The 16,834-nt window shown below is 41.0% G+C and carries 16 protein-coding genes; 9 read left to right on the forward strand and 7 right to left on the reverse strand.

Annotated features, from left to right (window positions below):
- The first annotated feature begins 74 nt into the window (after window positions 1–74).
- Window positions 75–1,376, forward strand: a complete 1,302-nt coding sequence (locus ACXZ1K_RS03095; RefSeq protein ID WP_458971919.1) for a UDP-N-acetylmuramoyl-tripeptide--D-alanyl-D-alanine ligase — start codon at window positions 75–77, stop codon at window positions 1,374–1,376.
- Here ACXZ1K_RS03095 and ACXZ1K_RS03100 read toward each other — a convergent pair.
- The 3 genes from ACXZ1K_RS03100 to ACXZ1K_RS03110 are packed head-to-tail and all read right to left on the reverse strand — an operon-like array spanning window position 1,359 to window position 4,390.
- Window positions 1,359–1,835 (reverse strand): gliding motility lipoprotein GldH, encoded by a 477-nt coding sequence (locus tag ACXZ1K_RS03100; protein ID WP_458971920.1) that lies wholly within the window; start codon window positions 1,833–1,835, stop codon window positions 1,359–1,361. The two genes, ACXZ1K_RS03095 and ACXZ1K_RS03100, sit on opposite strands and share 18 nt — an antisense overlap.
- Window positions 1,828–3,240: a PSP1 domain-containing protein gene (locus tag ACXZ1K_RS03105; protein ID WP_458971921.1), complete on the reverse strand. Its 1,413-nt coding sequence runs from the start codon at window positions 3,238–3,240 to the stop codon at window positions 1,828–1,830. Before ACXZ1K_RS03105 ends, ACXZ1K_RS03100 begins: the two co-directional genes overlap by 8 nt.
- Window position 3,241: 1 nt before the next feature.
- The gene (locus ACXZ1K_RS03110; protein ID WP_458971922.1) at window positions 3,242–4,390 is read right to left on the reverse strand and encodes a DNA polymerase III subunit; all 1,149 of its coding nucleotides are present in this window, start codon (window positions 4,388–4,390) and stop codon (window positions 3,242–3,244) included.
- Window positions 4,391–4,610: 220 nt separating this feature from the next.
- Between ACXZ1K_RS03110 and ruvX the strand changes: the two genes are divergently transcribed.
- The 7 genes from ruvX to ACXZ1K_RS03145 all read left to right on the forward strand — a co-directional run bounded on the left by ruvX (window position 4,611) and on the right by ACXZ1K_RS03145 (window position 11,680).
- A complete protein-coding gene (ruvX, locus tag ACXZ1K_RS03115) occupies window positions 4,611–5,024 on the forward strand; it encodes a Holliday junction resolvase RuvX (RefSeq protein WP_458971923.1) in 414 nt (137 codons plus the stop codon).
- Between the two features lie 25 nt (window positions 5,025–5,049).
- Window positions 5,050–5,679 (forward strand): O-methyltransferase, encoded by a 630-nt coding sequence (locus tag ACXZ1K_RS03120; RefSeq protein ID WP_458971924.1) that lies wholly within the window; start codon window positions 5,050–5,052, stop codon window positions 5,677–5,679.
- A gap of 4 nt (window positions 5,680–5,683) precedes the next feature.
- Window positions 5,684–6,607, forward strand: coding sequence for a glucosaminidase domain-containing protein (locus ACXZ1K_RS03125; protein ID WP_458971925.1), 924 nt, complete (start codon window positions 5,684–5,686; stop codon window positions 6,605–6,607).
- Between the two features lie 49 nt (window positions 6,608–6,656).
- On the forward strand, window positions 6,657–7,409 hold the full coding sequence (locus tag ACXZ1K_RS03130; protein WP_458971926.1) for a peptidase associated/transthyretin-like domain-containing protein: 753 nt from the start codon (window positions 6,657–6,659) through the stop codon (window positions 7,407–7,409).
- A gap of 78 nt (window positions 7,410–7,487) precedes the next feature.
- The gene (locus ACXZ1K_RS03135) at window positions 7,488–8,486 is read left to right on the forward strand and encodes a DUF3078 domain-containing protein (protein ID WP_458971927.1); all 999 of its coding nucleotides are present in this window, start codon (window positions 7,488–7,490) and stop codon (window positions 8,484–8,486) included.
- 241 nt (window positions 8,487–8,727) lie between these two features.
- Window positions 8,728–10,068, forward strand: coding sequence for a signal recognition particle protein (ffh, locus tag ACXZ1K_RS03140; protein WP_458971928.1), 1,341 nt, complete (start codon window positions 8,728–8,730; stop codon window positions 10,066–10,068).
- 73 nt (window positions 10,069–10,141) lie between these two features.
- Window positions 10,142–11,680 (forward strand): YifB family Mg chelatase-like AAA ATPase, encoded by a 1,539-nt coding sequence (locus ACXZ1K_RS03145; RefSeq protein WP_458971929.1) that lies wholly within the window; start codon window positions 10,142–10,144, stop codon window positions 11,678–11,680.
- Here ACXZ1K_RS03145 and ACXZ1K_RS03150 read toward each other — a convergent pair.
- Window positions 11,677–11,940, reverse strand: a complete 264-nt coding sequence (locus ACXZ1K_RS03150; RefSeq protein WP_458971930.1) for a hypothetical protein — start codon at window positions 11,938–11,940, stop codon at window positions 11,677–11,679. The two genes, ACXZ1K_RS03145 and ACXZ1K_RS03150, sit on opposite strands and share 4 nt — an antisense overlap.
- 77 nt (window positions 11,941–12,017) lie before the next feature.
- On the opposite strand from ACXZ1K_RS03150, the gene ACXZ1K_RS03155 reads away from it, so the two are divergent.
- Entirely contained in the window at window positions 12,018–14,168 is a 2,151-nt protein-coding gene (locus ACXZ1K_RS03155; protein ID WP_458971931.1) for a S9 family peptidase, read from the forward strand.
- Here the strand turns inward: ACXZ1K_RS03155 and ACXZ1K_RS03160 are convergent, their stop codons facing one another.
- The 3 genes from ACXZ1K_RS03160 to ACXZ1K_RS03170 are packed head-to-tail and all read right to left on the reverse strand — an operon-like array spanning window position 14,169 to window position 16,668.
- Window positions 14,169–15,407, reverse strand: coding sequence for a hypothetical protein (locus ACXZ1K_RS03160; protein ID WP_458971932.1), 1,239 nt, complete (start codon window positions 15,405–15,407; stop codon window positions 14,169–14,171).
- Window positions 15,397–15,963, reverse strand: coding sequence for an RNA polymerase sigma factor (locus ACXZ1K_RS03165; protein WP_458971933.1), 567 nt, complete (start codon window positions 15,961–15,963; stop codon window positions 15,397–15,399). Before ACXZ1K_RS03165 ends, ACXZ1K_RS03160 begins: the two co-directional genes overlap by 11 nt.
- 21 nt (window positions 15,964–15,984) lie before the next feature.
- Window positions 15,985–16,668, reverse strand: coding sequence for a DUF4397 domain-containing protein (locus tag ACXZ1K_RS03170; protein WP_458971934.1), 684 nt, complete (start codon window positions 16,666–16,668; stop codon window positions 15,985–15,987).
- Window positions 16,669–16,834: the final 166 nt, after the last annotated feature.

Genomic DNA, 16,834 nt, shown 5'->3' on the forward strand with positions numbered 1-16,834 from the left:
ATACTCCAAAATAGTAAAGATTATTTTGTGTTTGTATTACATAGTGTAATTTTACCTATCTTTTTATTTTTTTAATGATGAGCACTGAATCCTTATACGAGCTATATACTAAGCATCCAATAATTTGTACTGACACTCGGAACATAATAGCCGGATGCCTTTTCTTTGCATTGAAAGGAGATAATTTTGACGCGAATACTTTTGCAGATAATGCACTTGAAGCCGGGGCGGCATATGCCATCATAGACAATCCTACTCTAAAAACTGGCGAAAAGCATTTTCTGGTTGAAAATGTGCTAGCTGCGATGCAGGACTTGGCAAAATACCACCGTGCTCATTTGAACATTCCTGTAATCGGGCTAACCGGAAGCAACGGCAAAACGACCACGAAGGAATTGATCAATGCGGTACTTTCAGAGAAATACCGCTCGTTTGCTACAAAAGGCAACCTCAATAATCACATCGGTGTTCCTTTATCTGTATTATCAATCACCTCGGAGCATGAGATCGCAGTTATCGAAATGGGCGCCAACCACCAGAAGGAGATTGAATTTCTCTGCACAATTGCTCAGCCTACACATGGCCTTGTCAGTAATGTAGGAATGGCACATCTTGATGGATTCGGTGGATTTGAAGGGGTAAAGAAAGGAAAGGCAGAACTTTACACTTATCTCAAAGCAAATCAAGGCACTGCTTTCATTTACCGAAATAACCCATACTTGTTGGAAATGAGCGCTGCAGCAGGATTAAATATAGTAGTCTACTATGGTTCTGAAAAAGAAGATGCGGTTTCAGGAAAACTGCTCAGCACTGATCCATATATAAAATTACAATGGCAAAATAAGGAAAGCGAACATCAGTTGGCAGTTAACCTTACCGGCACTTATAATTTTGAAAACATCCTGGCAGCCATTTGTATTGGGCAATTCTTTGAGTTGAGTGCTGCACAAATCAATGCCGGGTTGGCGGGTTATCTCCCAAAAAATAACAGGTCGCAAATCACCGAAACAGCAAGCAATACAGTCATATGCGATTTTTATAACGCAAACCCGAGCAGTATGGCTGCTGCGCTAAACAACTTGAAGCAGCTTAATGCCCCGAATAAAGTAATTATTATAGGTGACATGTTTGAGCTTGGAGAAGAATCTGAGGAACAGCACGGAATTATTGCCAAACATGCAGAAAGCCTACAGGCTAACACGCTCATTTTAATTGGACAACACTTTTTTGAAAGTAAGGGCCAGGTCAAAGGCTTGTTTTTTAAAACTCCTAAAGAAGCATCGGATTACCTATCCGCATCCCCTGTTAAAAATAGTGTGGTACTTCTAAAAGGGTCGCGGGGAATGGCGTTAGAACAACTACTCCCCCTGTTGTGATATTTTTATACCGGCGTCGCTAATCTCCCTAAGCGGGTTATCGCGCATGTTTTGCTCCACTTCAAACTGGTATGTCCCGGCTTTAGGAAACTTATAGTTGGTCAGTAACGGTAATGTGTAAGTAAATAAATTTCCAGAACCAGCTCCAATCCATTGTCCATCTTGATGTGCCAATCGGTACTCATACCTTTTCGTTAACTTTTTTTCTCCAGCCCCGTTGATATTCAGCAAGACAAAAAGATTAGCATAACGGTAATCTGAAGTATGTCTTAATTTTAAATAGATGTCATAAACCTTAGCAGGGTCTTTAACCTCCACTACAGCGCTTACTTTGTTGGCATAACTCCAATTTCTAGAAGGCATAGCCACATTACTATCTACAATATTATTCGTATCACATCCGCAAAAAAACAAGATCATTAAAGCTGAAAGTGATAACAAAACTTTCAAACTATTCATCTTTAGGCTTATCCTTATTTTTATTCCTCCGGTTTTTATTTCTGTTCTTATTTCTATTGGCAGATGGCTGTGTAGTAACTACAGCATCTCCAGATATAGGTCCGGCTGGTCTCGGCTGAGGATTTGCGCCATCTTTTTTCTGCTCCGGACGGTTCCTGATATGCTGAGGCGGCTTTACCGCTTGTGTTGGTTTTGCTCCTGGAGTAGATTTAACACCTTGTGCTGGTTTTGCGCCCTGTCCTGGCTTAGTACCTTGTGCTGGCTTATTTCTATTGTTATTGTTTCTATTATTCTTATTTCTCGGCTTGTCGTCAAGACGCGTTAGGCTATCCTGCCCAACCACATTTTCGTAGTCCGGAGTTTTCTCAACTACTGCTACAGGAGTTAACTGAATGGCTTCTTCTTTTAGATTTACAGGCTTTTGTCCCCGCTTATTCATGGCCATGATTTCCTTAACCCTATCTACCTTCAAAGGAATCCAATCCTCAGTATTTGGATAAGCAAACCACATTACTTTCTTGAAGATATCTGTCTTCTGATGCCTTGCAACGCCAATTTCCGTTTGAAGGCTCTCAATACGATCTGGAATATCTTTCAATGCATCCAGGTACGTATCCAACTCATAATTTAAGCAGCACTTCAATTTGCCGCATTGCCCGGCAAGCTTTAATGTATTTAAAGATAAGTTCTGATAGCGTGCTGCAGCCGTTGACACTGTTTTAAAATTGGTTAACCAGGTAGAGCAGCATAGCTCTCTTCCGCAAGAGCCAATTCCGCCCAACCTTCCGGCTTCTTGCCGCATTCCGATCTGTCTCATTTCGATCCTGATCCTGAAGGTTTCGGCCATCTTTTTAATCAGTTCTCTAAAATCTACGCGACCTTCTGCAGTATAAAAGAAGGTAGCTTTGGTTTTATCCCCCTGGTAATCCACATCGCTTATTTTCATGGAAAGGCGCAAGTCAAGCGCCAGGGTGCGCGCTTTATGCATGGTCTCCCATTCTAAACCTTTGGCTAGTTTCCATTTTTCCACATCAGCTTCTGAAGCCTTCCTGTATACTTTCCTGGTAACTTGTTCAAGAGTTGTCTTACGGCGTTTCATCTGTGTCCTTACCAGTTCTCCGGTTAAAGAAACATGCCCGATATCATAACCACCAGTTGGTCCTTCAACAGCAATTAACTCACCTATTTCCAGATAAATATTGTCTGTATTAACGAAGAATTCCTTTCTGGCACCCTTAAATTTAACTTCTATAACGGGAAAAGGTTTATAATTAGATGGTGCATCCAAGTTGGATAACCAATCGTAAACTTCCATTTTTCCGCAACCGCCAGTAAGGCAAGAGCCATTACTTTTGCAGCCCGAGGGAGCGCAACCGCCTCCTGTAGAACAACTTCCACATCCCATATTAATTGTATATATATTGAGTCCCTTGCGGGAACGTTTTAAACTTAATTATTTTGACTAGCTGTAAAGATACATCTAAAAACAGAATTTTAGGATTTGCATTTCGCTCTACATGATAATGCGCTTTTTCAAGCTCAGTAATAATGGAATCCGCCATGTTCAGGTCCAGCACGTGGGCCGATAATTTTTTGGCTGTTTGCAAGGCCATTGGTGGCAGTTTAACCAATTCATCCGCACCGCTCAGCAACAAGCTGCATTCTCGCATAAAACTGATGCCGTATTTTAAAAAATTCTTTTGATTTTCTCTACCCCAGGCGGCTATCTGGTCTACAAATGCGGTAAGTTCCAATACACGATTTCCGTAGCCCATCCTAAGCCATTCTGCAAATTTCTCAGAGTTTTCGTTTTGCGTATTTGCCACCAATTGTTTGGCTTCTATCAAGTTCCCATCTGAGAGAAACGCATATTCGGTTGCTTGGTTTTCAGACAAGCCGTGTTTTTCTATCAGGTAGCTTTCCACTATGGCAAATGGCAACTTAGGTATTTTTACAATCTGCGTTCTAGAGAGCAGGGTTGATAAGATTTGCTCCTGGTTATTTGCCACTAAAATAAATAACGTATTGGCAGGTGGTTCTTCTATAATTTTTAAAAGCGAGTTGCCTTCTTTTTCCAAATACTCCGGCAACCACATGATCAGTACCTTGGTGTCTCCTTCAAAAGCTTTATAGCTTAGCTTTTTAATGATGTCGTGGCATTCAGCAATGTTGATATTTGCTTGCTTATTATCTGCATTCAACTTAGAACGCCAGATGTCCAGATCCAGGTACGGGTCTTCTAAAAGCAAACTTCTCCACTCTTCTAATACATCAACTGCAATCTTTACGTCCTTTGAAGCAAAGAATGGATACGAGAAATGCAGGTCCGGATGGATGTACCTTTCGTATTTTCTACAAGATGAGCAAACCCCGCAACTATCGTCCACTTCTTTGTCTAAGCAATTAATGTACTGTGCGTAGGCAATAGCTAAAGGAAGTGCGCCACTGCCATCACATGAAAGAAACAATTGCGCGTGACTGATCCTGTTATCTGTTACCGATTGAACCAATTGTTGCTTAATATGCTCCTGCCCTATGATGTTCTTAAATTGCATTTGGTGCAAAATAGTAATTTTTTAACATATTTGACGCGGCTTTAATCATGCCATACTTAGTATATGCCATAGCGTGGGCTTTTACTTCTTCCATACTTCTGCTGCATTTCTCCCATGCTTATCTCACGAAAGAGCCTCCTAAGGGAGATATATGGGAGAAATGCAGCAGAAATATGGGACAAGCCCGGAGGATAATATCAATTTATTACCTTTGACTTGTATGGCAAGAATAATGGCCTTTGATTACGGAACAAAAAGAATTGGGATTGCAATCACAGATCCCCTGCAGATCATAGCAACAGGGCTGGACACCATCCACCCTAAAGACATCATGGCTTATTTGAAACAATATCTCATAACTGAACCAGTTGAAGCGTTCGTTTTCGGAGATCCTAAACAAATGGACGGCAGCCCGTCAGATTCTGCACAGCATGTTAAGGGTTTCGCTAGAACGCTAAGAAAAACATATCCTGAAATCGCGCAGCATTGGGTTGATGAACGGTTTACATCCCGATTGGCACAACAAACGATTATGCAAAGCGGCTTGAAAAAACAAGACAGACAAAACAAGGAGCGGGTAGATACCATTGCCGCAACCATTATCCTGCAATATTTTATGGAACAGGCCCGTTAATTTAGGGTGCCCACATCAAACCAATATGATTGAAGAAAATCTACAAAAACTGCTGCTTGATTATTGTGAACCAGAAAGTGAGCTATTGAAAAAGATAGACAGGGAGACTCAGCTTAAGGTTTTAATGCCGAGGATGCTATCTGGCCATTATCAGGGTAGAGTACTTAGCATGATTAGCAAGATGGTAAATCCATCAAGAATTCTGGAGATTGGCACTTTTACTGGTTACGCAACATTGTGTCTTGCTGAAGGATTAAATAGCGATGGTATTATCTACACATTAGACATCAACGAAGAATTGGAAGATATGGTTCGCGAGAATTTTGCAGCTTCGGGTTACCAGGATAAAATAAAGTATAGGATTGGTGATGCGACATTAAGTATTGCGTCTTTGGAAGAAACCTATGACCTGGTATTTATTGATGCTGATAAAAAAAACAACGGTAACTATTACGATATGGTCTTTAACAGCGTAAGACCAGGTGGGATTATCATCGTTGATAATGTACTCTGGAGCGGCAAAGTACTCAGTAACTCACAAGACAAAGACACCAGGAATATTACTACATTTAACGATAAGATTGCCGCAGACAACCGTGTTGAAAAGTTGATCCTCCCTGTTAGGGACGGCCTTTTTATCATCAGAAAAAAATAACCTAATGAACAAAAGCACCCTATATTTACTCCTGATTGCAATCACTTTCTCCGCTTGTAAAACAAGGAAATACAGTCGCAATAACAAACAGATAGAAAAAGCGGCCACTAAAGCCAATCCAGATTATAAGTCGCGCACCACCCTATCTTACATTGAAGAATTTAAAACGGTAGCTATCGAAGAAATGAACACCTACGGCATTCCGGCAAGCATTACCCTGGCACAAGGCATATTGGAATCCGGAAGTGGAAACAGCAGTCTGGCCAGGTTTGCGAATAATCATTTTGGCATCAAATGCACTTCCGAATGGAAAGGGAGAGGATATTATAAGGACGATGATCAGGCAAATGATTGTTTCCGTGTTTATAAAGATGCCAGGGAATCTTACAAAGACCATTCTGAGTTTTTAAAGCGTAAGCGTTATAGCTTTCTATTTGAGCTGGACAAAAATGACTACAAAAACTGGGCGCTCGGACTAAAGCAAGCTGGTTATGCAACCAATCCTAAATATCCAGATATGCTCATTGGCATTATTGAAAAATACCAACTGGCTCAATATGATAGGTCTGAGTCTGAAACCGAAAAGCTTAAACGCGAAGACAGGGTTTTTACAGAGATCAATGCGAACATTCCAAAAGAATCCAAAAAGTTTACGCCTGTGGAAACTCCCCCTTCGAAACAGGTACTCAAAGTTCCTGATACTACCCAGATCAGTCCGGTAAAGATCATAACCACATTACCTACAACCAGTACGACGGTTTCTGGCGCAACATCATTATCTGCAGATAAAACGTACATAGTTAAAAAGGGTGATACGCTTTACAACATCTCCAATCGTTTCAACATTAGCATAGATGAACTCAAAAGCATCAACAACTTAAGTGCCGACGGCATTAAGATTGGACAAAAGCTAATAATAGTTAAATAATGTTAACGTAGGTATGTCTCATTTGGTTAACTTGTAGCTTTGTAATCTTATGAGACTTTTTTTGTTGTTACTGCTTTTTTTCAGTTTCAGTGCCCGTCTGTTCGCACAATCCGGAACTGTACAAGGATTTGTGGTAGACAAGGACTCAAAGCTCAGACTGGCTAAAGTTTATATCTACAACTCCCATACCAATGAGGGGATTTATAACACGCCCAAGGGTGAATTCAGAATAAATGGCCTACCAGGGGATACCTTATTCGCTATTTTGCAGGGGTACGCTGTTGATACTGTAGTGCTTAAAAGCCCTTCTTCCATTTATTTTCAGTTAAAATCACTCGGTATCAATTTGCAGGAAGTGTCTATTAATGGAAAAAAACTGAGTCCGAAAGAGCAATACGATAAACGCCTTAAAGAATATAAATACCAGCTGGACAAAGGCAGTTCCAAAGATTTGCTCAATTTAGGCCCGGGTGGTGTAGGATTGGGAATTGATGCCATTTACAACCTGGTAAGCAGGGAAGGTAAAAATGCACGGCACTTACAAAAAATATTGGAACGGGACTATAAGGAATCGATTATAGATTTTAGATTTAATCCCAACTATGTTAAAAGTATTTTGCAGCTAAATGATTCAGTTGCAACAGACTTCATGGAACAATACCGTCCAAGTTACGATTTCGTGCTCAGCGCATCTGATTACGCCTTTGTGGTATTTTTAAGGAACAGTTATGCCAGTTACAAACGCAACCCTTCGGCCTTCAGGTTGCAGCCGCTACCTAAGGTGATCGTTAAAGAGTTTTAATAAAAACCTTAATTAAACTTTTAAAAAGTCACTTTTTTGTTTTTCTTTGTAATGATGAAGCGTTTTAATATCTGCCTATTGTTATTACTTCTCGTGTCTTCAGGCCTGATGGCCCAGGAAATCGATACCATTCCAATTAATACCAACGGATTGGAAATCAAGCTAAAACGCAGCCCACTTCCAACGCGTACGGGAACAATTCCTTATAAGCCCACACCAATAGCCCCACTTGTGCTTTCAGAAAAGATCAATTACTGGAAAACCAGTACGCAGATTGGTATTGATGTAAATCAGGGTGCCTTTTCTAAAAACTGGAAGGCTGGGGGTGTAAACTCTCTTGCTTTGGGCGGTCTTATTAACTACCGGGCAGCTTACAGCAAAGAAAGCTATAGCTACACCAGTGAATTAAGGTTAGAATACGGAAAGATTAAAAACAAAGATCAGCTTCAAAAGAAGACCAGAGATAGGATATTTTGGGACAATAAAGCCAACTTCCAGTTTTCAAAGAGCTGGTTCTTCTTCGGATCTGTAACGCTGGAAACACAATTTGACCGTGGATACGCATATTATAGGGATAATAACGGGCCTGAGCAACAAAGCTTACTCTCTAAATTCATGTCGCCAGGATACCTTACAGAGTCTATCGGTTTCGAGTACAAGCCTGTACCTTATTTCTCTACAAGAATTGGTACTGGAACAGCTAAGCAAACATTTATGTTAGATACAGCTGTTATCAATCCGAGATTTAATGGTGGTAACTTTGGTTTAAGACAACGCCAGGGAGCCAGGCCTCCGCAGACTTTTAGAAACGAGCTCGCTTTCCAGATTACTAGTGAGTTGCGCGATAAAGAAATCTTTAAAAATGTTTTTCTATACGCCAGGTATAACATGTTTATTCCTTACGACAGGAAACTAGAGCATGTAGATCACAGGTTGGATATGACTTTAAGATCCAGGATTAATAAGTTTATGGAAGTAAAGATCAATGCGGTTGGTTTATTTGATAAAGATTCTGATAAAGAAATTCAAGCCAGTCAGAATTTATCGCTTGGTTTTGGCTTTACATTTCCAAGGTAATGACCTGTTAATATTCCCTTAATTCTTTCTCATTTTTCTTAGGTCAAGATAGTTTTCATGTTAACAGTGCTGGATAGCCCCTTTGTAACAGTGCGACTTTATTTCCTTGTTATCCAGAATTGTGCAACTATTTTTGCAAGGTGTATAACGCTCTTTAATAAACATTAAACGGCTTCAAGCATTTACAACCAAAAATTAATAACTTTGCAGCTTATACATTTAACACTAAGCATTAAAACAGATGTTTGATAATTTACAGGACAAACTAGACCGCGCATTTAAAGTTTTAAAAGGACAAGGCAGCATTACAGAGATTAACGTGGCAGAAACCATGAAAGAAATCCGTAAAGCGCTTTTGGATGCCGACGTAAATTATAAGACCGCCAAGACTTTTACTGATGAGGTAAAAGAAAAAGCTTTAGGCGCAAATGTATTGACAACCGTATCGCCTGGGCAGTTGCTTACCAAGATCATGAATGATGAACTTACTGCTTTAATGGGTGGTGAGGTTACAGAACTTGATTTGAAAAGCAATCCTACCATTATTCTGATTGCGGGATTAAACGGTGCGGGTAAAACAACATTTACCGGTAAACTAGCTTTACATCTTAAGAACAAAGGCAAAAAACCAATCTTAGTTGCTGGAGACGTTTATCGCCCTGCGGCAGTAGATCAGCTGCAGATTCTTGGTGAACAGGTGGGTGTTCCAGTTTATGCTAATAAAGACTCTAAAGATCCTGTAGCGATTGCGCTTGAAGGTATAGCTGAAGGTAAAAAGAACAATAACAACGTTATTATAATTGATACAGCAGGCCGATTATCAATTGATGAGAGCCTGATGAATGAGATTTCTGAGGTTAAAGCTAAAACTAAACCACATGAGATCCTGTTTGTAGTTGATTCGATGACGGGACAAGATGCTGTAAATACTGCTAAGGTATTTAACGACAGGCTTGACTTTACTGGTGTGGTCCTAACCAAATTAGACGGTGATACCAGAGGTGGTGCTGCGCTTTCCATTAAATCTGTTGTAAATAAACCTATCAAATTTATTGGTACCGGCGAAAAGATGGAGGCGCTTGATGTGTTCTATCCTGAGCGTATGGCATCCCGTATCCTGGGCATGGGTGATGTGGTTTCCCTCGTTGAGCGTGCGCAAATGCAATTTGATGAGAAAGAGGCTGCAGAACTTCAAAAGAAAATCCGCAAGAACAAATTCGATTTCAACGATTTCTATAGCCAGATCCAACAGATTAAAAAGATGGGTAACATGAAGGACCTGATGGGCATGATTCCTGGTGTTGGCAAAATGATGAAGAATGTTGACATAGAAGATGACGCATTCAAAAGCGTAGAAGCGGTTATCCAGTCGATGACTAAATATGAGCGTGAAAATCCAGATAGTATACAACAAAGCAGACGCATACGGATTGCTAAAGGATCTGGCACCAAGGTAGAAGAGGTAACCAAGCTTATTAAACAATTTGAAGATATGCGTAAGGTAATGAAGCAATTCTCAAATCCTGCTGCTGCAGCGAAGATGATGCGCAACATGCCTAAGATGCCACAAGGAAAAATGTAAAAAACTTCATTTCTTTTTACCACTTTATCAAATATTCCACAGTGTTTAGCGGGTATAATTATACCAACTAAATATGCTTGTAAAAACTTATGGGAGTGCTGTGTTTGGCGTTAACGCCTTAACCATTACTATAGAAGTGAGTATCGGCAGCGGTAATCGCTATCACATCGTAGGCCTGCCGGATAACGCCATCAAAGAAAGTCTTAGGCGAATTGAAAGCGCAATACAATCTGCCGGGTTAAAAATGCCGCGACAGAAGATTGTCATTAACCTTGCCCCCGCAGATATCAGGAAAGAAGGTTCTTCATATGATCTGGCAATCGCTATTGCGATTCTTGCGGCATCCGGACAAATAGAAACGGACGAGATTGAACATTATTTTATCATGGGCGAACTCTCCCTGGATGGGGGATTACAAGCTATAAAAGGGGCTTTGCCAATTGCTATTCAAGCCAAAACAGCCGGTTTCAAAGGCTTTATTCTTCCTAAAGACAATTCAAGGGAAGCTGCAATTGTTAGCGGTCTCATTGTTTATGGCATGAAGAACTTAAAAGACGTAATCGCACTTTTCAGCAAGACAGCGCAATACGAACCTGTTATTGTCAAGACAAGAGATGAGTTTTTCAACAAAGTTAACTCCTATGATCACGACTTCTCCGACGTAAAAGGGCAGGAAAATATCAAACGCGCCCTAGAGATTGCCGCCGCAGGCGGTCACAACCTGATCTTGATTGGCCCGCCTGGCTCCGGGAAAACCATGCTCGCCAAGCGGTTGCCCGGCATACTACCGCCCCTTAGCCTTCAAGAGGCGCTGGAAACAACCAAGATTCATTCTGTTGCCGGCAAACTTGGCGCAGCTGCGACACTCATGACAGAGCGTCCTTACCGCAGTCCGCACCATACCATATCTGATATGGCTTTAGTTGGAGGCGGGGCAAACCCTCAGCCCGGCGAAATTTCCCTCGCCCATAATGGGGTCCTATTTTTAGATGAGCTTCCTGAATTTAAACGAAGTGTTTTAGAGGTAATGCGACAACCGTTGGAAGACCGGCACGTCACCATATCCCGCTCCCGGCAAAGTGTAGATTACCCTAGCAGCTTTATGCTCATCGCTTCTATGAATCCTTGTCCCTGTGGTTTTTATAATCATCCAGAAAAGGAATGTACTTGCGCCCCGGGTGTTGTTCAGAAATATCTGGGTAGGATATCAGGCCCCTTGCTGGACCGTATCGACTTGCACGTTGAAGTCACGCCTGTAGATTTTAATGAGTTGACATCCATTGCCTCCGGTGAAAAAAGTGAGGTCATCAGAAACAGGGTGATTAACGCAAGAGAAATCCAGCAGCAGCGTTTCATCACAGATGCAAACCTGCATTACAATGCGCAAATGAGTCCAAATATGGTTCGTCAGCTATGCCAAATAGACATGGCGGGTCAAAACCTCATTAAAAAGGCAATGGAAAAATTAGGGCTGTCAGCAAGGGCATATGACAGGATATTAAAGGTGTCCCGTACCATTTCAGACCTTGCAGGCAGTGAAACCATCAAATTGGAACACCTCGCAGAGGCCATCCACTACAGAAGTCTGGACAGGGACAGCTGGTCTGGTTAATCTTCTTCTTGCTCGTCCAGCTCTTCGTCTTCTTCCTCAGGTACATGTGCTAGTATTTCCCGGCCAATACTATTAATTTCTTCGTCTGTCTCAAAGATTGGAGTTCCCGTCTCTGCATCTAGTTTTATCCACTGCAGGTCGGTATCTTTTTGTATAGATACATACTCCTTGCCATCTTTAAAAATGACATACGTATCATTTCCCTCTGGAAAAACGGCGTAATCAATATTTCCTATTTGAACGTCAAAAGGTTGCTGCATAATTTAATTCTTTAATAATGTGCAGATTATGAGGTATAAATTTTATTTTGCATGGTATAACTTCTTAATCCGCAGACATGAAGAAAATCCTATCAGGGGTATTGATGCTAAACACGGCCATTTCCTGCACAAACAAAGATAATAAAATGGAAACTTATAAATGGCCCAACGCGAAAGCTCCCGTGGCAGAAATTAAACCAACAACGCGTATCCTGCATGGCGATACCGTAGTTGATAATTATTACTGGATGATCGACTATTTTAAAAAAGGACCAGACAGCACAAAGGTAGTCGATTACCTTACTGCAGAAAATAAGTACCTGGATACCATGCTGAGTGGATCAAAGTCTTTACAGGAAAACCTATTTAATGAACTGAAGGGAAGGATAAAAGAAAAAGATGAATCTGTTCCTGTTTTCAAAAACGGCTATTTCTACTATACCAAGACGGAAGACGGGAAGCAGTATTATAAATATTGTCGCAAAAGGGGAAGCCTTGAGGCCAAAGAAGAAGTGCTTCTGGATATCGACGAAATGGCTAAAGGGCATCCATATTATGCGGCCTCAGGTTTTAGCATCAGTCCGGATAATAAACTGCTGGCCTATGGTGTAGACCAGGTATCACGCCGGCAATACACTATACACATCAAGAACCTGGAAACAGGAGTCGTTTTGGAAGATGCAATTACCAACACGGAAGCTGATCCAGTTTGGGCTGCAGATAATAAGACGCTGTTCTATACTTCAAAAAACCCGGTAACTTTACTTAGTGAGAAGATCCAAAAGCACATTATTGGAGCAGATCCAAAAACGGATGCCGTGGTATATGAAGAAAAAGACCATTCCAATTATATTGGCGTAGGGAAATCAAAATCAGGCAAATACATTTTCGTATATTCATCTGCAACCCTATCTGATGAGTTGCGGATGATTGATGCAGATAAACCTGAAAGCCATTTTAAAGTCTTCACACCCAGGGTAAAAGACGTTAAGTATGATGTTGTTCCTTTAGCAGATAAGTTCCTGATCGTAACAAATTGGAATGCCCAAAATTTCAGACTGATGGAAACGCCACTGGATAAACCCGGCCGTGAAAACTGGAAGGAAGTTATCCCGAATCGCAAAGATGTACTTTTGTCGGGCGTTGATGAATACAAAGACTTTATAGTCTTATCAGAACGTAAAAATGGCCTTACTCAACTGCGGATAAAAAGTCTGACTAGCAAGGATGAGCATTACCTGGAGTTTGATGAGCCTGCTTACACCGCAATGAATTCTGGTAACCCAGAATATAATTCCAAGATCTTACGTTACGCTTATACTTCAATGATCACACCTAACTCGGTGTACGATTATAACATGGAAACAAAGGAGAAAACCCTGAAAAAGCAAAGAGAGGTAGTGGGCGGCTACAATAAAGAAGATTATGTTACGGAGCGGCTGTATGCGACAGCGAAGGACGGAACCAAAATACCCATCTCGCTGGTATATAAAAAGGGACTCAATAAAAATGGGACTGCACCGCTGCTGTTATATGGTTATGGTTCCTACGGTGCGTCCATGGATGCCGGATTCTCTGGCAACAACCTAAGCCTGTTAAATCGGGGATTTGTTTATGCCATTGCTCATATCCGCGGGGGACAAGAGATGGGGCGCTATTGGTATGAAGACGGGAAGCTGATGAAAAAGATGAATACTTTTACCGATTTTATTGACTGTGGGCATTACCTGATCGACCAGAAGTTTACAGGCAAAGGTCATCTTTACGCGCAGGGTGGCAGTGCTGGAGGTTTGCTCATGGGAGCAGTGATCAACCTGGCTCCCGACCTATGGCACGGTGTACTGGCGCAGGTGCCATTTGTAGACGTAGTCAACACCATGTTAGATGAAAGCATTCCGTTAACGACTAATGAATTTGACGAATGGGGAAATCCTAAAAACAAGGATGCTTATTTTTACATGAAGAGCTATTCCCCATATGAGAACATTGACAAAAAAGCCTACCCGAATATGTTAGTCACAACTGGATTGCACGATAGTCAGGTACAGTATTTCGAGCCGGCAAAGTGGGTAGCCAAATTAAGGGCAACAAAAACAGATCATAATATCCTCCTGTTAAAAACAGATATGGATTTTGGTCATGGCGGTGCATCTGGCAGATTTGATTACCTAAAGGACGTGGCATTGAATTATAGCTTTCTTTTTGCTTTAGAAGGCATATCAAAATAACTAGAAATCAAACCGGATCTTTAAACCTGTGCCCATAAGGCGCAGGTTTTCTTTTGAAATATCTCGCATAGGCAACTTAATAAAGGGTTCTATTCCAATCGATTTATCTTTGGAAACCTTTTGCTGGTATCCAAAAGAAAAGTTATAAAACCCAATTACACTTCTTTTGCTTACTTCTGTGGCCGGAACATTTTCGGTTACTTTCTGCGTAACTAAATAGGATTCTTGCTTCACATCACCTGCTGGAGAAACGGTAGTGCTTTGTTGAACTGTATTTTGCTGATAAGTGTTGCTTTGCTTCTGGTTAATCACAGCAAAAGCAGAAACACCCGCACTTGCATAAAATCGCTGACTCAGCCGATACTTCATTTCAAGTGGGATATCAATACCTGTAATTTGAGTGTTAACCTCCTCTAAGTTTTTGCTATCACTGGCAAAAGCGTTGGCAGGTGCAGCATCATAATAATTAGAAACAGCGCCAAGATCTTTGGAGACGCCCATCTCGTTATAAGATAGTCCAGAGCTTAGGCTTACTTTCTTAGAAACATTATAGGCCATGCTCATCCCGTAACCCATGTTCAGCTTTTTGGAATTTCCTATTGATGGTGCGACAACAACACCCAGATCCCATTTGTTATTTTTAGGTCTGTCCGCTGGTTTTGACTTAGCCTGACTGTTCAATGCATTTTCCTTAGCCAAGAATTCATCAAGGGTAATAGGTGCTGCTTTTGCTTCAACAGGTTTATCGTTACCAGAAAAGTCGTTTTTTGGAACGGCCACTATTTGTTCAGCCACGACAACAGGAGTATTAACGGGTTCCTGAACTGTAGTAACTATGGGTCTATTTGTCAATATAACATCTGATGGACTAGAAGATCTAGTTGACTGGTCCCGGATAGTGTCTTCTTCGCGGTTGTTGGTTTCTGCAAGCTTAGGTTGGTTACTTTGGCCAGAAACTGAATTGTTTTGTTCCGGCACTGAAGCGGAAACTTGCTTTGTAACAACAGCAATTTCACTGTTTTTGTTAACATACAGGAATAAGCCAAAGGTTAACAATAGCAATGCGGCCACGCCACTTAAGCTAAACATCCAGAAAACCGGGCCGCGCTTCTTTCCCCCTTTCTTCTGGAAATTCTCCCATGCGCCAGGCGCATAATCCTCCTCATAGCCTGCCAGGCCTTCTTTTATCTGAGCGATCAGTTCCCGCTCGTCTGATGGCTTCAAACGCTTAGTTGACATACGATTGAATTAAAGTTTTTGAATACAGTTCTCTCAATTTATTTTTTGCTCGGGTTAGATAGACCCTGCTTGAGCTACCGGAAATATTAAGCAGTTTTGAGATCTCATCGTGTGAATAACCTTCAATCTCATAAAGGTTAAATATTACTTTTTGCGTCTCAGGCAAGCCATTGAGCAGCCTCAAAATATCCTGCACATTAAGGGTTGAGATAACATTTACTTCAGTAATCGGCTGCTGATTCTCTTCAATCTCGTCCACATAAACTCTTACTTTCTTCGTTCTCAAAAAATCAATTGCAGTGCGAGAAGAGATCCTGGCGGCCCAGCCCTTAAAGGCCTTTGGCAATTCCTCTTTATTTTCAGGAATGGTAAACGATGTCATGTGTTTAAATATCTTCACAAAGCAATCGTTTACCACCTCCTCTGCATCATTCCTGTCATTAACATACCGCAAAACTACTCCCATAAGATAGCCGTAAAACGATTTGTATATCGTTTCTTTAGCCTTGTTCTTATTTTGTACACAACCTTTTAACAGGTCTTCAAGTTGGAGCATCCGCGTTTTTTAGAATTTCAGTTATTTGTGCTGAAAAACAGCTAAACCTATCTTATTGTCATCGGTAGCAGCTTTTAGTCCCTTCACCCAAATGGTATAGATTCTTCCACTTTCAATCTTAACGTCGGCAAGCGTTGCCTCAACAGCGCCTGTTTCTTTGTTTTTCAAATTGAATGTTACTTTTTCTGCCGCATCAATAGACTCAAAGGTACTATACTCTTTAAATAATTTATTAGTAAACAAGTCCGTATCTTTACCTGAAATAGCCAGACTAAGCGCTGGAGCATCCGGACTTAGGTTTACAAACCTAATCCGGGCCTTCCCTGCAACAGGTAAATTCAAGTCATCTTTTAGCAAAAGTAAACTCACATTTTCCAGTTGGCCTGCAACAAATAACGAATAGCCAACTGATGCATCTAATGTAAAGTTTTCCGATTTGAGAATGGTTTGAACTCCTTTTTTGGTGATGCTCAGCTTTCTTTGTCCTGGAAAAAGGTTCAGGTAGTCAACCTTAGTTCCGTAGGCGAAATCTACACCAAGGTTAGCTTTAGAATTGTCTACATAGAAGTCTAATTTCTCTGTAGTTGGCGAAGCATGTATAATGCTTAACCCTGCAACAGGCTGTGGGGTAAACTCTTCATCTTTCATACAAGACGAAAGTGTAGCGGTAAGCGCAAGCGCAGTAAATAGTGTTTTAATCTTCATCTGATAAATAGTGTTAATATAACAATAGGGTAATGGCCATTAACTCCTTTTTCTTAAGAAACGACGATAGTTCCATAAACGCTACATTCAAATCCTATAAATTTTTCTCAGAATCTTATAACAGCGCTAACCAGGCTCTGGGCTATCTTTGTAATACTTATTAGAA

The organism is Pedobacter jaeyakensis (assembly GCF_054461315.1).